Origin of the sequence: Algoriphagus zhangzhouensis (assembly GCF_900148515.1) — a bacterium.
GTDB lineage: Bacteria > Bacteroidota > Bacteroidia > Cytophagales > Cyclobacteriaceae > Algoriphagus > Algoriphagus zhangzhouensis.
Map to the genome: position 1 here is coordinate 174,989 of NZ_FRXN01000004.1, position 14,688 is coordinate 189,676.

Genomic DNA, 14,688 nt, shown 5'->3' on the forward strand with positions numbered 1-14,688 from the left:
GGTTTATTGTGATTTCTTTGAATGGGTTATAAAAATAGTTGCCGTGGCTATGATCATGATTCCGTAAAGAACAAAGTCAAGTGGATAGCCCCCGATTTGATTGGGTACCCAGCTTAATAAAGATAAGATAAAGTAGGCCAAAGCGAATGAAGATAGAATCATTAATGATTTAGGAGGGTTTTTGAAAACTACGGCTCCCAAGACCACTGGGGCCACCATGGATGTGCCTGCGAAGCTAACCCTGGCCAATAAGACCAATTGATCACTCATATAGGTGGAGAAAACCAAAACGATGATTGAAAACAAGAAAATGGAAACCTTGGTGATCCTCATCGTTCTTTTATCATCTCCTTTGAGAAGTGATCTTAATTCTGTTCCCAAAGCAAATATTTGCGCATTGGTGGTAGAAAGACAGGCAGCAAATAACCCCACAACAGCCAAAGCAGCTACAGGAACAGCTTGGTCATACATCAGGGCTCCGGAGAGAAAGTCTGAAGTGCTTGCATCGGGATATTTGATGGCGCCATACAATCCGATAAATGCAGTCGGCAGAATCACCAAAATGGCAAAAAGTCCTACGGCATAAGCCATTCTATGGACGGATTTAAGACTTTTCATCACAACCAACCGAGTGGTGAACTGAGGCTGAGTAACTGGAATCATAACAATAGCTATGGAAGAAGCTATTAGAAATGGTGTGGTGAATAAGCCTTTAGGCCCAGGTAGAATGGTTAGATCAGGATTGGTTTCCATGATTTTCTGAGTGGCAGTTTCTAATCCTCCTGCTAGACTCAAACAAGTAGCTCCAATAATCCAGATAACCACTAACAAGATCACTCCTTGTATGGCGTCACTATACATAATGGCTTTCAAGCCTCCTATTTCAGAATAGATAAGCATGATGCCAACAAGCATGGAAGCCCAAGCCCAAAATGGAAGCAAACCAGGAAATGCAGCTTCTAAGAAAATGGAGATCCCTCGAATTTGAATGGCTACATATGGAATAAGGAAAAGAAAGCTGCTGACAAAAAGCAAAATGCCGGCATACTTATTTTGATAGCATTTCTGCACGAAGCCAGCCACACCTTGATAGCCGACTTCATTGGCTCTACTTCTTAATTTGTATCCGAACCATACGATGAAAAACACCATCAAAGCATCTGAAAGTCCCAAGAATATCCAGGCACCCACACCATGAGTTCTGAAGAAATCCGGCATTCCCATAAATGTAAAGGCGCTAAATAAGGCCGCAGAGAAAGTCAAGAAACCTAAAATCGACCCGATATTGGATCCTGCCAACATGAAATCGTCCGAAGTTCTGTTTTTCTGAAAGGATTTATAAGAAGCGTAAGCAAGGGAGAGTAAAAACAATCCGAAAAAAGCAATAAGCCAGCCTGTCATGATTTCTTAGTCTCTTGGTATGGAAAAACCTTTGAAGCAATGAAGGTGGCGGCTACAATCAGACATGTAACTAAAAAGCCAATCCAGAAAATGTATGGGATTCCAAACAATTGCGGGTTGAGTTTGTCTTCTTTAAACAGAAAAATGAATGAAATGAGGGTAAGGACAAGAACACTTATCCATAATAAATTCCAGGTTTTGGGTTTCATGGGTTTTTCAATAGAATTTTCTAAATCAAATAAAAAAGAGTGATGTTTATTTTACTGGGTCATCAAAATAGCAATTATCTTTATTAGTATCACTTTGAAGAGGCTGAGTGGTTGGGAAGTTTACGGAATCCATTTCAGAGAAATAAGATTTGTATTTTGAGCTTATTTTGGATGAAAACCCGATTTAAATCGAATTTTCCAATGCCCCTTCCGAATAATTTTCTAATTTTGGCCCAATTTGGACTTAAGTAAAATTATCTCTACAATCTCCCTCTCTAATGCCTAAAGACAGTAGCATCAAGCACGTACTAATCATTGGTTCAGGTCCCATCGTAATCGGTCAAGCTTGCGAGTTTGACTATTCAGGATCTCAGGCTTCCAGGTCACTTCGCGAAGAAGGTATCACCGTAACCCTGATCAACTCCAACCCAGCAACGATCATGACCGATCCAGTGACTGCAGATAATGTGTATTTGCTCCCGCTGGACAAGAAATCCATCAAAAAAATTCTAACTGAGCATCCGGATATCGATGCGGTTCTTCCTACCATGGGAGGACAGACTGCCTTGAACTTGGCGATCGATTGTGAAAAAGCCGGGATTTGGAATCACTTCGGTGTGAAAATGATCGGCGTTGATATCGATGCGATCGACACAGCTGAGGATCGCGAAAAATTCAAGGTTTTGATGGAAAAGATCGGAGTAGGTGTATGTAAAGGATCTACAGCTACATCCTTCCTTCAAGGAAAAGAAATTGCACAGGAAATCGGGTTCCCATTGATCATCAGAGCTTCCTATACATTAGGTGGTGCTGGTGGAGCTTTTGTGGAAAAACCAGAGGATTTCGAAAAATACTTGAGCGCAGGTTTGCAAGCTTCACCGGTTCATGAAGTTTTGATCGAGCAAAGTATCCTTGGATGGAAAGAATATGAGCTTGAGGTAATGCGCGATAACATCGGGAACATGATCGTAATCTGTTCTATCGAGAACTTCGATCCGATGGGTGTTCACACAGGTGACTCCATCACAGTAGCTCCAGCGATGACTCTTCCTGATACAGTTTATCAAAGAATGAGAAACTATGCGATTACAATGATGAACAGCATCGGCAATTTTGCAGGTGGATGTAACGTACAGTTTGCTGTAAGCCCTGACAATCAGGAGATCATCGGTATCGAAATCAATCCACGTGTTTCCAGATCTTCAGCCTTGGCTTCCAAAGCTACAGGTTATCCAATTGCAAAAGTTGCCGCTAAATTGGCAATCGGATATAACTTGGACGAATTGTCCAACTCAATTACAGGAACTACTTCTGCTTACTTCGAGCCTTCAATTGACTACGTTATCGTGAAAATCCCTCGTTGGAACTTTGACAAATTCAAAGGTTCTGACAGACGATTGGGACTTTCTATGAAAGCAGTAGGAGAAGTGATGGGTATCGGAAGAAACTTCCAAGAAGCTCTTCAAAAAGCTTGTCAGTCTCTAGAAATCAAAAGAAATGGTTTAGGTGCTGACGGCAAAGAATTGAGAGATCAAGCCCAGATTCTTTATTCTTTGGCTAATCCAAGCTGGAACAGATTGTTCCACGTTTATGATGCCTTCAAATTGGGAGTTTCTTTCAGAACTATCCACGATTTGACCAAAATCGACAAGTGGTTCTTAAAGCAAATCGAGGATTTGATCCATTTCGAAGCTGAAATCGAAAAATATTCGATCGAAAATATTCCATTCGATGTGATGGATACAGCTAAGAAAAAAGGCTACGCTGACAGACAGATTGCACATTTGTTAGGATGTCTTGAGAGTGAAGTCTTCAACAAAAGATATGACGAGATGGGTATCAAACGTGTGTACAAGTTGGTAGATACTTGTGCAGCTGAATTTGAAGCTCAAACTCCATATTATTACTCTTCTTTCGGAGAAGAAAATGAGTCAACCAAAACGGACAAGAAGAAAATTGTAGTACTAGGTTCAGGACCTAACCGAGTAGGTCAGGGGATTGAATTTGACTACTCATGCGTTCATGGTGTCTTGGCTGCCAAAGAGTGCGGTTATGAGACCATCATGATCAACTGTAACCCAGAGACAGTTTCTACTGACTTTGACGTTGCAGACAAGTTGTACTTCGAGCCTGTTTTCTGGGAGCATATCTATGAAATCATCCTTCATGAGAAGCCAGAAGGTGTGATCGTTCAGCTTGGAGGTCAGACTGCTTTGAAATTGGCTGAAAAGCTAGAGAAATACGGAATCAAGATTATTGGTACCAGCTTTGAAGCTTTGGACTTGGCGGAAGATAGAGGTTTGTTCTCAACTCTTTTGAAAGAAAATAATGTGCCTTACCCTGAGTTTGGTACAATTCACAATACTGACGAAGCTCTTGAGCTTTGCAAAACTATCGGATTCCCACTTCTAGTTCGTCCAAGCTACGTATTGGGTGGTCAAGGGATGAAGATTGTGATCAATGAGAAAGAATTGGAAGAACATGTGGTGAATGTACTGCACGATATTCCAAATAATGAGATTCTTTTGGATCACTTCTTAGAAGGTGCGATTGAAGCAGAAGCTGATGCAATCTGTGACGGTGAAAATGTTTACATCATCGGTATCATGCAGCATATCGAGCCTGCAGGTATCCACTCTGGAGACTCTTATGCGGTACTTCCCCCATACAACTTGGGTGATTTGGTGATCCGTCAGATTGAGACTTATACTGAAAAAATTGCCTTGGCATTGAAAACTGTAGGTTTGATTAACATTCAGTTTGCTATCAAAAATGATAAAGTTTATGTGATCGAAGCGAACCCAAGAGCATCGAGAACCGTACCATTTATCTGCAAAGCCTACCAAGAACCGTATGTAAACTATGCGACGAAGGTGATGCTAGGAGAGAAAAAAGTAACCGATTTTGAATTCAATCCGGTGAAAAAGGGTTATGCAATTAAAGAGCCTGTATTCTCCTTCCACAAATTCCCGAATGTGAATAAAGAACTCGGGCCAGAAATGAAGTCTACTGGGGAAGCGATTTACTTTATCGATGACCTAATGGATGATTATTTCTTGAAAATCTACTCAGAGCGAAACTTGTATTTGAGTAGATAATCTCTAATCAAAAAATATATTAATGGGTGGTTTATTAAAATTTGTCGTTATTCTTTTAGGAATTGGATGGTTGCTAGGTCAGTTGCTTAGATACTTTCTGAGATCGAAGTTGGCAAGATTTGCTCAACAGGTTGCAGAGGTAGAGAAAGAGCAAAGAAGGGCACAGCAAGCTCAATCCAGGCCTAAGGAAGATGTCAATGTGGACTTTGTTCCAGATGCCCATAACGCCAAAAAGAAAAAAGATATCCAAGGCGGTGAATATATAGACTATGAAGAAGTGAAGGATTAATCCTTCACTTTTTTTATTTAGGATGATTATGGAGCTTTTTCCAAAAGAAATAGATAAAAATAAGAATTGGCTTCCTTATGATGGGGTCGTCAATTATCATGGCAAACTGATGTCTTGGGAAGAGGCTAATTTCTGCCTTAAGAACCTTTTGGATACGATAGATTGGAAGAATGATGAGGCGGTAATTTTTGGAAAGAAAATCATCACCAAGAGAAAAGTGGCCTGGTATGGTGACAAGCCTTTTGAATATACTTATTCCAATACGACAAAAAGAGCGCTTCCTTGGACTCTGGAATTGCTCAAATTAAAGTCGTTAATCGAGGAGGAAAGTGGCGAGACTTTTAATTCTTGTTTGCTCAATCTTTATCATACCGGAGAAGAAGGAATGGCTTGGCATAGCGATGGAGAAACTGACCTCAAAAAAGATGGTGCCATTGCTTCTGTCAGCTTTGGAGCAGAAAGAAAGTTTGCCTTCAAGCATAAAGAAAGTAAGGAGAAAGTCGAGTTAATCTTGGAACATGGGAGCTTGCTGGTGATGAAAGGGGAAACTCAAACCTATTGGTTACATAGGTTGCCACCAACCAAGAAAATTTCCTCACCGAGGGTGAATCTGACGTTTCGGACGATTGTGGGGTAGAATGATTGTCAATTTATTGTGGTTTCTTAAAAATGTATTTTGGATCGTATTCCACGCCTAGATCATTTAGGATTTTAGTGTATTCTTCAGTAAAAGGAGTCTTCAAATGATGATTTTTTTGGTTCTCTATATACTGGATTACTTTGGGTAATTGAGATTTAGAGTAAGAAAATGCTGAAAACCCTTCTTGCCATTCAAAATGAAAACTACTCAACCGGTTTTCATTAATCCATTTGCTAGAGGAAGATTTTACATTTTTTATCAAATCACTTAGGGATTGAATTGGTCTCATGCCGAACAAAATGTGAATATGATCAGGCATTCCATTTATTGCTAATACTCGATGTCCATGGTTGTGGAAAATGGCTATCAAGTATTCATAAAGTCTTTTTTCCCATTGTGGAGAAATAGCTGCTTTTCGGAATTTGGTTGCAAAAATCACATGGAGATGAATTTGAGTATAGGTGTTAGCCATCAGATAAATTTTCGAATATTATTAATATAGTTAATGTTCTGCGAAATTGCTTATTGATTGGGCCAATTGTCGTGCCTACGGCACTTTATACCCTTCGCCTTTTGAATTACTAACAAGCTTTTGTGCCTATGGCACATTTAACAAACAGCTAGTAGGTGTTCTAAAATTCAAACTGATTAAAATGTCCTGTAAGGACAATAGCCGGGTAGGAAATGAAGTTAGAATAAGGCAATAAAGTCCCGTAGGGACGAAACTTATTGTAGCCTTTTACACCAAAAAACCTTGTATCCGCTTAGACTTTTGGTTCCGATCAAATAATCCTCTCCACCGTCTTTCAAACCAAATTTCTTTTTAAAATTCTCTGGCTTAGTGGCATAGTTTCTAAATAAAACATTGACTTTTCCTTTGGGAAATCTAGATTTGATCTCGGCTTTTTTCAAAGGAACTTCCTCAATAATCTCAAAAATTCTTCCCGGCACTTCGCTAGGTAATTCTGAAGAAGAATAAAGATGACTATGTGTGTCTAACTTTTTCAAGTCAAACCGCTCTCCAAAAAGTTTAAAAGCCCCAGCTTTTAAAATCCCACTGATCGGCTCTATCAAATATTTTTCAGCCTCTCCAATTTGTGAGATAGCTTTGGTTTCATCTTCAATCTCAAATGAAAACTCGGGTAGTCCATTACCTAAATCTTGAACTTGGATTTGTTTAGAACTTGAATCTGAGTTTCTTCTCCAATGAAGCAGTAACTCCTTAACCTCATTTTTAACAGATAAAACTGTGATTTTTTGAATGTCTGGAAGTTCTTCCCAAGCTTGAGAAATATCCAACATAGGGGAATATTTCAGAAGAATTTGATCAGCTTTTGATTTCAAAAATTCCCAAGATGAAACCAAATCTGGTTCGCAATCCTGAATTTTATATAGCTTTTGATTGCCTTTTCCACGACGTGCAGGATCTGCATAGATCATGTCAAAATGAAGGTCAGAACCCCTTAAGAATTCCAATCCATCTCCATTGAAAAAATCAAATTTCCCGCTCAAACCCTCAAAGGGTTCTAACAGCTCAAGGTTATACTTTGTGATTTGGAAAAGCTCAGCCTGCTGCTCGCAATAAACGACCTTTTCAAAGGCATTGCTGAGGTAAAAAGAATCCACACCAAAGCCACCTGTAAGATCGATCATCAATTTGCCGGAAAGGCCTTTTGATTTAAATCTGGCGGTCTCTTCCGATGAACTCTGTTCCAAAGAAATACTTGCTGGGAAATGGATTTCGGGATTTGAAGTCCATTCGGGTAGTTTTTTGGAAGCTTTTTGTCTGGCAGAAACCTGTTGGACTGCTTCCTTTAAATCGAATGAAACTTTTCCTCCGAACTTTAAAAGCAAAAGTGCAGGATCTTCACAAAGATGATCCTGCACAAATTGTCTGAATTCAGCGCTATGAAACTCGCTGAAGTCCATTAAACCAACTCGTTGGCTACTAGATATTCTGCGATTTGAACTGCGTTGGTTGCTGCTCCTTTTCTCAAGTTATCAGCTACGATCCACATGTTCAAGGTATTTTCTTGAGACTCATCTCTTCTTAAACGACCCACGAATACTTCGTCTTTTTTATGCGCATTGATTGGCATTGGGTAAACGAAATTTGCCGGATCATCCTGAACGACTACTCCTGGAGTCTCTGAAAGTAATTTTTTCACTGTATCCAAATCAAAGTCTTCTTTGAATTCCACGTTTACTGCCTCTGAGTGACCTCCCATAGTTGGGATTCTCACGGTTGTTGCGGTTACTTGGATGGTATCATCAGAGAAGATTTTCTTGGTTTCATTGATCATTTTCATCTCCTCTTTAGTGTATCCATTTGGCTGGAATACATCGATGTGAGGAAGGACGTTCATGTCAATTTTGTGAGGGTAAACCATCTCAGGTGTTTCTCCGGCACGCTCAGCCATCATTTGGTCTACAGCTGCCTTACCAGTTCCAGTTACAGACTGATAAGTAGAGACTACCACTCTTTTGATCCCATACTTGTTTCTCAAGGGCTCCAAGGCCAATACCATCTGAATGGTAGAACAGTTAGGGTTTGCGATGATTTTATCTTCTTTGGAAAGTTCCTTTGCATTGATTTCCGGAACAACCAATTTCTTGCTTGGGTCCATTCTCCATGCAGAAGAATTATCCACGACTGTGGTTCCAGCCTCAGCGAATTTTGGTGCCCACTCCAAAGATGTACTTCCGCCAGCAGAGAAGATGGCGATTTCCGGTTTAGCAGCAACCGCGTCAGCCAGGCCAATAACGGTATGTTTTTTACCCTTATACTCGATCTGTTTTCCTACAGAGCGCTCAGAAGCGACCAATAGAAGTTCATCATACTGAAAGTTGTGCTCATCAAGCACCTCGAGAATTTCGGAGCCCACCAAACCAGTGGCTCCAACCACTGCTAATTTCATCTTGGTTTATAGGTTATATGTATTTGGAGTGCAAAAGTAAGGTACTGTTATTCATTTTCAGGCAATTCCGAGAAAAATTCTAATGAATTGACTCGATTTTAGCTGAATTATCAAAGAAATAGAATATATTATATTTTTAGTTAAAGTAATTGTAAGTTTTTGATGAGGTTAGTTTTACTTTTTGTTCTTGCTTTTTTGCCTGTGATCAGGTCTAGTTTGGCGCTTCAAAATCCCTTTCAGGAGAGTTTTGAAAATGACTTTTCAATTGAAAGTATCCCAAATTCATTTCTTCCAAATTGGTATGGAAATGAAGTCAGGTCTACTTCCTCCCGGATTTTTCAATCTAGTTCTTTAGGAATAGGGGAAAGCAAATGTCTGGCTATCCAACCCATATCTACATTTGATGGGGAGGTAATTGTGCGATTGATTCCTTCTGATTATTTGGATCCAAAAGTTCAGTTTTGGGCTAAGTCTATAAAGAATGGTTTGGGCACTCGGGCTGCTCAGGTTTTTATTTCCTGGGCTGAAAATCTAGAAGGGAACTTTGAAAATCGCGTTCAAGTAGGGAATGAGAATGAGTTTTTTAATGAGGATCAAGAGTTCAAGAAATTCACATTTGAAGTACCAGAAAATCTTCAAGGGAAGACTGAAGTTTATCTCAAATTTGAAATCGAGTATGGGGAGGGAAGTGGCTCCTGCTCTCGGTTCTTGATGGATGATTTTTTCTTTGGTGATGTGGTGGAGGACATCACTCCTCCAAGGGTGTCAATGGTGAGGGGTTATGATTCTAATCAGATCGAAATTGCATTTTCAGAGCCCATAGATCCTGTTTTCTCCCAAATTCAATTGAATTACAAACTGGATCAAAATGAACCTTTGGAGGCCAAACTGGAAGAGGATTCTTTGGTCTATTTAACTTTTGAGGAGGAATTGCAAATAGGAGAGAGCTATGAACTCGAGGTCAGACAGATACCAGATATGGAAGGAAATTTCTTAATGGATACCACGCTTACTTTTGAGTTTTCTGATCCAACCAATATTCAATGGAAGGAGCTTGTGATCAATGAAATCATGCCTGCTCCAAAAGCTGAAAATGATCTTCCCAATGTCGAGTATATCGAACTTTTCCATGCTGGAGAATATCCTCTTCGATTGGGAGGAATGACTTTGGCGAACTCAAGAAATGAGGCTGTTCTGCCTGAATATTGGCTAGCTCCAGGAGACTTTTTGATTTTAACATCTGAAAATTCAGGGAATGAAATGGAAGTGTACGGTAATGTTCTTGGACCCGATTCTTGGCCGACACTTTTAAACTCCGGAGATCAAATCAGCATTAAGAATGATCAAGGGGAATTGGTTGATCAAATAGATTATTCCACGGCTACTTGGGGAGGGAGTGAGTGGAGTGGAGGAGGCTACAGTTTGGAGTTGGAGAATCCATTTTTGCAATGCGATCAAAGTGATTCTCTTTTGCCTTCCATTGATCCTTCGCGAGGAACTCCTGGGAAAATCAACTCAGTTTTTGATGAAACTCCTGATTTGGAAGCACCACAGTTGATTCAATATGAATTTGGTGAAACAGGGAATTTAATCCTGACTTTTTCTGAAAGTCTCCAAGAGGTGGGTTTGAATGATTCATTCCAGTTTTCTCCATTTTTGGGGATAGATTCTGTTTGGTTGATTAGAAATCAAATCAGTTTCAGTTTTCAGGAAGGTTTTCCAGAAAATGAATTGGTCAAGCTTTCCATTTCTGATCTTCTGGATTGTTCGGGGAATTCTATTGCTACAACTGAAGTTGAAATCATTCGGCCATCTGAAGCTAAAATCGGAGAGGTGATGATTAACGAGGTACTTTTTAACCCCAAATCTGGAAGTCCAAAGTTTGTGGAATTGGTGAATGCTACGGATAAATACTTGGGGATTAAAAACTGGAATCTGGCGAATTGGGATGATTTAGGAGAGGTGAATCAGGTTCGGGGTCTTTCGGAAAGTAGTTTGATTCTGCCACCAAAAGGATACCTAGCAATCACCACAGATGCCAGCCGAGAAAAGATGGATTATCCTAAATCTATTGATGGGGATTTTCATGAAATAGCTTCACTTCCGAGCTATCCAATTAGCGGGGGAACCGTAGTTTTGATGCAGGGAGCTAGTATTGCTGAGACTTTTACTTATTCTGAAGACTTGCATCACCCTCTGCTTCAAGATACCAAAGGAGTTTCATTAGAAAGAGTGTCTCTTGATTCTTCGGCAGATTGGATTCCAAACTGGCATTCTGCTTCCGAAAGTGAGGGCTTTGCTACTCCGGGTAGGAAGAATTCTCAGGTTATTCAAAATGAATTGGTAGGGAATATTATTCAAATTTCTCCTGAAGCCTTTGATCCGGAGGGCAGTAATGGGCAGACTTTCACTACAATTTCTTACGAACTTGACCAAGCGGGATGGATTGGGTCATTTCGAATCTATGACTTGGCTGGTAGGATGGTTAGTTCTCTTTCAGAAAATGATTTATTGGCTACTAGGGGCTTATATACTTGGACTGGAACAGACCAAAATGGCAAATTGGTGAGGTCAGGGTATTATGTGCTTCTGGTTGAGTTGTTTAATTTGGAAGGAGAGAAAATTTCGATTAAAAAAACAATTGTTGTAGCTCAACGCTTATAAAATATTTTACATAGGAAAATAAAATAAATAGGAAATTCTGTAAATTTGATTTGTAAATCATTTACACCCATGGACTCAGGAGTTATCAATTCAGCCATCAAAAAGCTTTGCCTCACAGAAGGGAAAAGTTTGAAAGAAGTGATTCAATACCTCAAATTGAAATATAAAATAGATGCCGATGAGGCAGTGCTTCAAAAGAGGTTAGAGAAAATTGTCACCAATGAAAAAGCCGTTGCATAACGGCTTTTTCTGATTTTATAGGAATTATTTTTCGTCTTTGTAGATGAATACCTGGGCATCTTCACCTGCCTTTCGGAAACCTCGATACATTCCTTCAGAATTGAAAGGCATGGCGATCGTTCCATTTTTGTCAATCGATATTATTCCGCCAGAACCCTTGATTTTCACCAGTTGTCCCATGACGACATCATCTGCTGCTTCAGGTAAGCTTTTGCCAGCATAGCGCATTTGTGATGCGATTTCATGTCCTACAACTGTTCGGATAAAAAACTCACCATGGCCAGTTGCGGAAACAGCGCAAGTTTCATTGTCAGCATAGGTTCCAGCTCCGATGATGGGAACGTCGCCAACTCGCCCATAGCGCTTGTTGGTCATACCGCCAGTAGAAGTGGCAGCGGCGATATTTCCGTCTTTATCCAATGCTACTGCACCGACGGTCCCGAATTTTCTATCCTTGAAAAATGGGTCCTGAAGCTCCAATTCCATAAGCGCACTGTGATCTAATTGGGTCTTTTCGGTTTCCCTTACTTTTTCCAATTGTTCAAATCGGAAGTCTGTGTAGAAGTAGGAAGGGGCTACAAGCTCAAGTTCTTGTTCTGATGCGAACTGTTCGGCTCCTTTTCCAGTCATAAATACATGGACAGATTTTTCCATCACTGCTCTGGCTGCTGTGATTGGGTTTTTGACATTGGTTAACCCCGCAACTGCTCCAGCATTTCGATCGACACCACTCATAATTGCAGCATCCATTTCATTTTTGCCTTCATTGGTGAAAACTGCACCTTTGCCCGCATTAAAAAGCGGGGAATCTTCCATCACCATCACAGCTGCCACTACAGCGTCTAAGGATGAGCCTCCTTTTTCTAAAACAGAATAACCAGCATCTAAGGCTTCTTTCAACTTTGCTCTATACTCAGCCTCTTTTTCAGGGCTCATATTTTCTCTTTTAATAGTTCCTGCGCCTCCATGGATGGCTAAAGCAAACTCCGTTTTTGGGCTTGCCTCATGAACTTCTTCTTTTTTCTCTACGCTAACACTACATGAAAATAAGGTCCAAGCTAATGTTAGAAATAGTAAACTTTTGGTTTTCATATTATTCGGTAAAATTCGTCAGACTAAATACTTTATTTTTCTTGAGAGTAAGAAAATAGATTTCTGTTTTTTTGATGATCGGGGTCTGGGAATCTTTGTAAATCCAAGTGGTAATTTTATTTTAGGGAACTTTTAAAAGAAATAATCGTCCCAGTACTATCAACTAAGTAATACTACTATGAGCCAGGAAGGAAAAACAGCTTATTCCCAAGAGGAATTAAAGGAATTTGAAGCGATCATCTTGCAAAAACTTGCGGTGGCAAAAGAGGAGTTGAGCTCATTGAAAGAAACGCTAAGCAAGAAGAATGATAGCGGTACAGACAATACGGCTTCTACTTCCAAATTGCTAGAAGATGGAGCAGATACTTTGGAAAGAGAAAGTATGAGTCAATTGGCAGCCCGTCAGCAGAAGTTTATAATCAATTTGGAAAACGCACTGATCCGTATCAAAAACGGTACTTATGGGGTTTGTGTGGATACCGGTAAATTGATCTCTAAAGAGCGTCTGAAAGCTGTTCCTCATACCATGCATTCCATCGAAGCAAAGTTGGCTAAAAAATAAGTTTTGGATTTCTTACATCGGCACATAGAGGCATTAATCTTTTGTAACCCTGAGCCATTAGCGAAGGGAGATATTCAAAAGTGCCTTGCGGAAATGTTTGAGGCGGATGTGCCAATGGAGCATATTGATCAGGCGATCTCTGAGCTTCAGGAAAAATATGCGCAAGAGGAATCATCTTTTGCCTTGGAGCATTTGGGAGGAGGCTATCAATTTTTAACAAAGCCAGCTTACCAGCCAAGTATTGCGATTTTATTAAAGCATCAAAGCCAAAAAAGACTCTCAACTGCGCAGATGGAGACTCTTTCCATTATTGCTTATAAGCAGCCAGTGACCAAAGGGGAGTTGGAACAAATTCGTGGTGTAAATTGTGATTATTCCGTTCAAAAGCTATTAGAAAAAGAGCTTGTAGAAATTAAAGGCAAATCAGAATCCATCGGTAGACCACTTTTGTACGGAACCTCAGGAAAGTTTATGGAGTATTTTGGAATCAATTCCATTCAAGACCTACCGCAGCCCAAAGATTTTACACAGCCTGATAACCAGATAGGGGAGGAAAGAGAGTAATAGTAGGTAATCATCCATTGCAGTAAACAAAAGTTAAATTATAGTGCTGAAAAATCAAGACTTAATCTGCCGAAAAAGAAATTACCTTAACCTATCGCTTTTACTTTGGCCAGTTGGGCTATAAGATATTTTCTCCCCGAATTTACTTCTTCACAGAGGACTCGAGTTCTTCGAGTCTCTCCCTTTTTAAATATTCTTCCCGAAAGTTCAAATTGAATCCCTGGTTTCAAATCTGATAAGAAACAAGTGTTGTCTTCCAATTCGACAGGGTCGTATTTGCTTAGCTCCTTCATCAAAAACAAGTCTCTTGCTGAACTGGCTTTTGGTGCTTTCATATGTCTTTGAAGTGGGATTAATAGGTCTCTAGGGAAAACCCAAGGAGTCAGCATCGGCTGCATCAGTTGCTGAAAAGTGCTTTTCCATTCTGCTCCATGAGGGGGGATGTTGTACCCAAATTTCAAAAACGTATGAAGGTGAGCAACCTCATGAATGAATGTGATCAAAAATTGAAAGCGGTTCAAATCGCTATTGATAGTGATGGTCTGGATAGACTGATCTCTTCTATATCTAAAGTCGCCAAGTTTAGTCTTTCGGCTTCTGGAGATTTTAAAATGAAAAGGAGTTTTGGTCCATAGCTCAAGGCAATAATCCAAGCTGTGTTCCGGGACTTGTGGTTGTAATATTTTGCGGAGTTTATCCGAGTTGTCCATAGTGAAAAGTACAAAAAAAGAGTCCCGAAATGATCGGGACTCTTAAATTTTTTGGAAGTAAAGAATTACTTAACTTCTTCGACTACCTCTTCAACAACTACCTCTACAGAGTCAGTAGTATCTTTGATAATTTCTTCAGTAGCTTCAATAGTTTCAGTAGCAGTTTCTTCAACGATTTCAACTACCTCAACAGTCTCTTCTTTAACTTCTTTGTTTCCGCATGCAGCAGTGAATGCTAGACCTGCGATTGCGAAAATTGCAAATACCTTTTTCATTTTTTGTGGTTTTCTTAATTCGACGC

Annotated in this window: 14 protein-coding genes; 7 read left to right on the forward strand and 7 right to left on the reverse strand. The window is 39.9% G+C overall.

The window, feature by feature from the left end; genetic code table 11:
• Positions 1 to 3: 3 nt before the first annotated feature.
• Positions 4 to 1,401, reverse strand: coding sequence for a sodium:solute symporter family protein (locus BUF13_RS14995; protein WP_073572641.1), 1,398 nt, complete (start codon positions 1,399 to 1,401; stop codon positions 4 to 6).
• A gap of 487 nt (positions 1,402 to 1,888) precedes the next feature.
• On the opposite strand from BUF13_RS14995, the gene carB reads away from it, so the two are divergent.
• The 3 genes from carB to BUF13_RS15015 are packed head-to-tail and all read left to right on the forward strand — an operon-like array spanning position 1,889 to position 5,634.
• A complete protein-coding gene (gene carB, locus BUF13_RS15005) occupies positions 1,889 to 4,708 on the forward strand; it encodes a carbamoyl-phosphate synthase large subunit (RefSeq protein WP_073572643.1) in 2,820 nt (939 codons plus the stop codon).
• Between the two features lie 22 nt (positions 4,709 to 4,730).
• Positions 4,731 to 4,997, forward strand: a complete 267-nt coding sequence (locus tag BUF13_RS15010) for a DUF4834 family protein (protein ID WP_073572644.1) — start codon at positions 4,731 to 4,733, stop codon at positions 4,995 to 4,997.
• 28 nt (positions 4,998 to 5,025) lie between these two features.
• The gene (locus BUF13_RS15015) at positions 5,026 to 5,634 is read left to right on the forward strand and encodes an alpha-ketoglutarate-dependent dioxygenase AlkB family protein (RefSeq protein ID WP_073572645.1); all 609 of its coding nucleotides are present in this window, start codon (positions 5,026 to 5,028) and stop codon (positions 5,632 to 5,634) included.
• A 13-nt stretch (positions 5,635 to 5,647) separates the two neighbouring features.
• Here BUF13_RS15015 and tnpA read toward each other — a convergent pair whose 3' ends face one another.
• The 3 genes from tnpA to BUF13_RS15030 form a co-directional block, all read right to left on the reverse strand.
• On the reverse strand, positions 5,648 to 6,109 hold the full coding sequence (gene tnpA / locus BUF13_RS15020) for an IS200/IS605 family transposase (protein WP_073572646.1): 462 nt from the start codon (positions 6,107 to 6,109) through the stop codon (positions 5,648 to 5,650).
• A 254-nt stretch (positions 6,110 to 6,363) separates the two neighbouring features.
• The gene (locus BUF13_RS15025; RefSeq protein ID WP_073572647.1) at positions 6,364 to 7,566 is read right to left on the reverse strand and encodes a class I SAM-dependent methyltransferase; all 1,203 of its coding nucleotides are present in this window, start codon (positions 7,564 to 7,566) and stop codon (positions 6,364 to 6,366) included.
• Positions 7,566 to 8,555 carry an aspartate-semialdehyde dehydrogenase gene (locus BUF13_RS15030; RefSeq protein WP_073572648.1) on the reverse strand — a complete coding sequence of 330 codons (990 nt, stop codon included), beginning with the start codon at positions 8,553 to 8,555 and terminating at the stop codon, positions 7,566 to 7,568. Before BUF13_RS15030 ends, BUF13_RS15025 begins: the two co-directional genes overlap by 1 nt.
• Positions 8,556 to 8,717: 162 nt before the next feature.
• On the opposite strand from BUF13_RS15030, the gene BUF13_RS15035 reads away from it, so the two are divergent.
• Together BUF13_RS15035 and BUF13_RS15040 are read left to right on the forward strand one after the other, a co-directional pair.
• Entirely contained in the window at positions 8,718 to 11,219 is a 2,502-nt protein-coding gene (locus BUF13_RS15035) for a lamin tail domain-containing protein (protein ID WP_073572649.1), read from the forward strand.
• 69 nt (positions 11,220 to 11,288) lie between these two features.
• The gene (locus BUF13_RS15040) at positions 11,289 to 11,459 is read left to right on the forward strand and encodes a Clr5 domain-containing protein (protein ID WP_083586475.1); all 171 of its coding nucleotides are present in this window, start codon (positions 11,289 to 11,291) and stop codon (positions 11,457 to 11,459) included.
• Between the two features lie 24 nt (positions 11,460 to 11,483).
• Here the strand turns inward: BUF13_RS15040 and BUF13_RS15045 are convergent, their stop codons facing one another.
• Positions 11,484 to 12,551 carry an isoaspartyl peptidase/L-asparaginase family protein gene (locus tag BUF13_RS15045; protein WP_073572650.1) on the reverse strand — a complete coding sequence of 356 codons (1,068 nt, stop codon included), beginning with the start codon at positions 12,549 to 12,551 and terminating at the stop codon, positions 11,484 to 11,486.
• A gap of 178 nt (positions 12,552 to 12,729) precedes the next feature.
• Here BUF13_RS15045 and BUF13_RS15050 point away from each other — a divergent pair, with 178 nt between their 5' ends.
• Complete coding sequence (locus BUF13_RS15050; protein WP_073572651.1) at positions 12,730 to 13,113, forward strand: TraR/DksA family transcriptional regulator; 384 nt, start codon at positions 12,730 to 12,732, stop codon at positions 13,111 to 13,113.
• Between the two features lie 3 nt (positions 13,114 to 13,116).
• Complete coding sequence (gene scpB, locus BUF13_RS15055) at positions 13,117 to 13,677, forward strand: SMC-Scp complex subunit ScpB (RefSeq protein WP_073572652.1); 561 nt, start codon at positions 13,117 to 13,119, stop codon at positions 13,675 to 13,677.
• An 86-nt stretch (positions 13,678 to 13,763) separates the two neighbouring features.
• On the opposite strand, the gene BUF13_RS15060 is transcribed toward scpB, so the two are convergent.
• Both BUF13_RS15060 and BUF13_RS15065 read right to left on the reverse strand, forming a co-directional pair.
• Positions 13,764 to 14,387 carry a SprT-like domain-containing protein gene (locus BUF13_RS15060; protein WP_073572653.1) on the reverse strand — a complete coding sequence of 208 codons (624 nt, stop codon included), beginning with the start codon at positions 14,385 to 14,387 and terminating at the stop codon, positions 13,764 to 13,766.
• A 65-nt stretch (positions 14,388 to 14,452) separates the two neighbouring features.
• Positions 14,453 to 14,662 carry a hypothetical protein gene (locus BUF13_RS15065; protein ID WP_073572654.1) on the reverse strand — a complete coding sequence of 70 codons (210 nt, stop codon included), beginning with the start codon at positions 14,660 to 14,662 and terminating at the stop codon, positions 14,453 to 14,455.
• Between the last annotated feature and the right edge of the window lie 26 nt (positions 14,663 to 14,688).

Bases quoted from the DNA above. Each gene is read 5' to 3' on its own strand.
- BUF13_RS15060 (WP_073572653.1), bottom strand. From the start codon at position 14,387: ATGGACAACTCGGATAAACTCCGCAAAATATTACAACCACAAGTCCCG.
- BUF13_RS14995 (WP_073572641.1), bottom strand. From the start codon at position 1,401: ATGACAGGCTGGCTTATTGCTTTTTTCGGATTGTTTTTACTCTCCCTT.
- BUF13_RS15030 (WP_073572648.1), bottom strand. From the start codon at position 8,555: ATGAAATTAGCAGTGGTTGGAGCCACTGGTTTGGTGGGCTCCGAAATT.
- BUF13_RS15025 (WP_073572647.1), bottom strand. From the start codon at position 7,566: ATGGACTTCAGCGAGTTTCATAGCGCTGAATTCAGACAATTTGTGCAG.
- carB (WP_073572643.1), top strand. From the start codon at position 1,889: ATGCCTAAAGACAGTAGCATCAAGCACGTACTAATCATTGGTTCAGGT.
- BUF13_RS15010 (WP_073572644.1), top strand. From the start codon at position 4,731: ATGGGTGGTTTATTAAAATTTGTCGTTATTCTTTTAGGAATTGGATGG.
- BUF13_RS15065 (WP_073572654.1), bottom strand. From the start codon at position 14,662: ATGAAAAAGGTATTTGCAATTTTCGCAATCGCAGGTCTAGCATTCACT.
- BUF13_RS15050 (WP_073572651.1), top strand. From the start codon at position 12,730: ATGAGCCAGGAAGGAAAAACAGCTTATTCCCAAGAGGAATTAAAGGAA.
- BUF13_RS15015 (WP_073572645.1), top strand. From the start codon at position 5,026: ATGGAGCTTTTTCCAAAAGAAATAGATAAAAATAAGAATTGGCTTCCT.
- tnpA (WP_073572646.1), bottom strand. From the start codon at position 6,109: ATGGCTAACACCTATACTCAAATTCATCTCCATGTGATTTTTGCAACC.
- BUF13_RS15035 (WP_073572649.1), top strand. From the start codon at position 8,718: ATGAGGTTAGTTTTACTTTTTGTTCTTGCTTTTTTGCCTGTGATCAGG.
- BUF13_RS15040 (WP_083586475.1), top strand. From the start codon at position 11,289: ATGGACTCAGGAGTTATCAATTCAGCCATCAAAAAGCTTTGCCTCACA.
- BUF13_RS15045 (WP_073572650.1), bottom strand. From the start codon at position 12,551: ATGAAAACCAAAAGTTTACTATTTCTAACATTAGCTTGGACCTTATTT.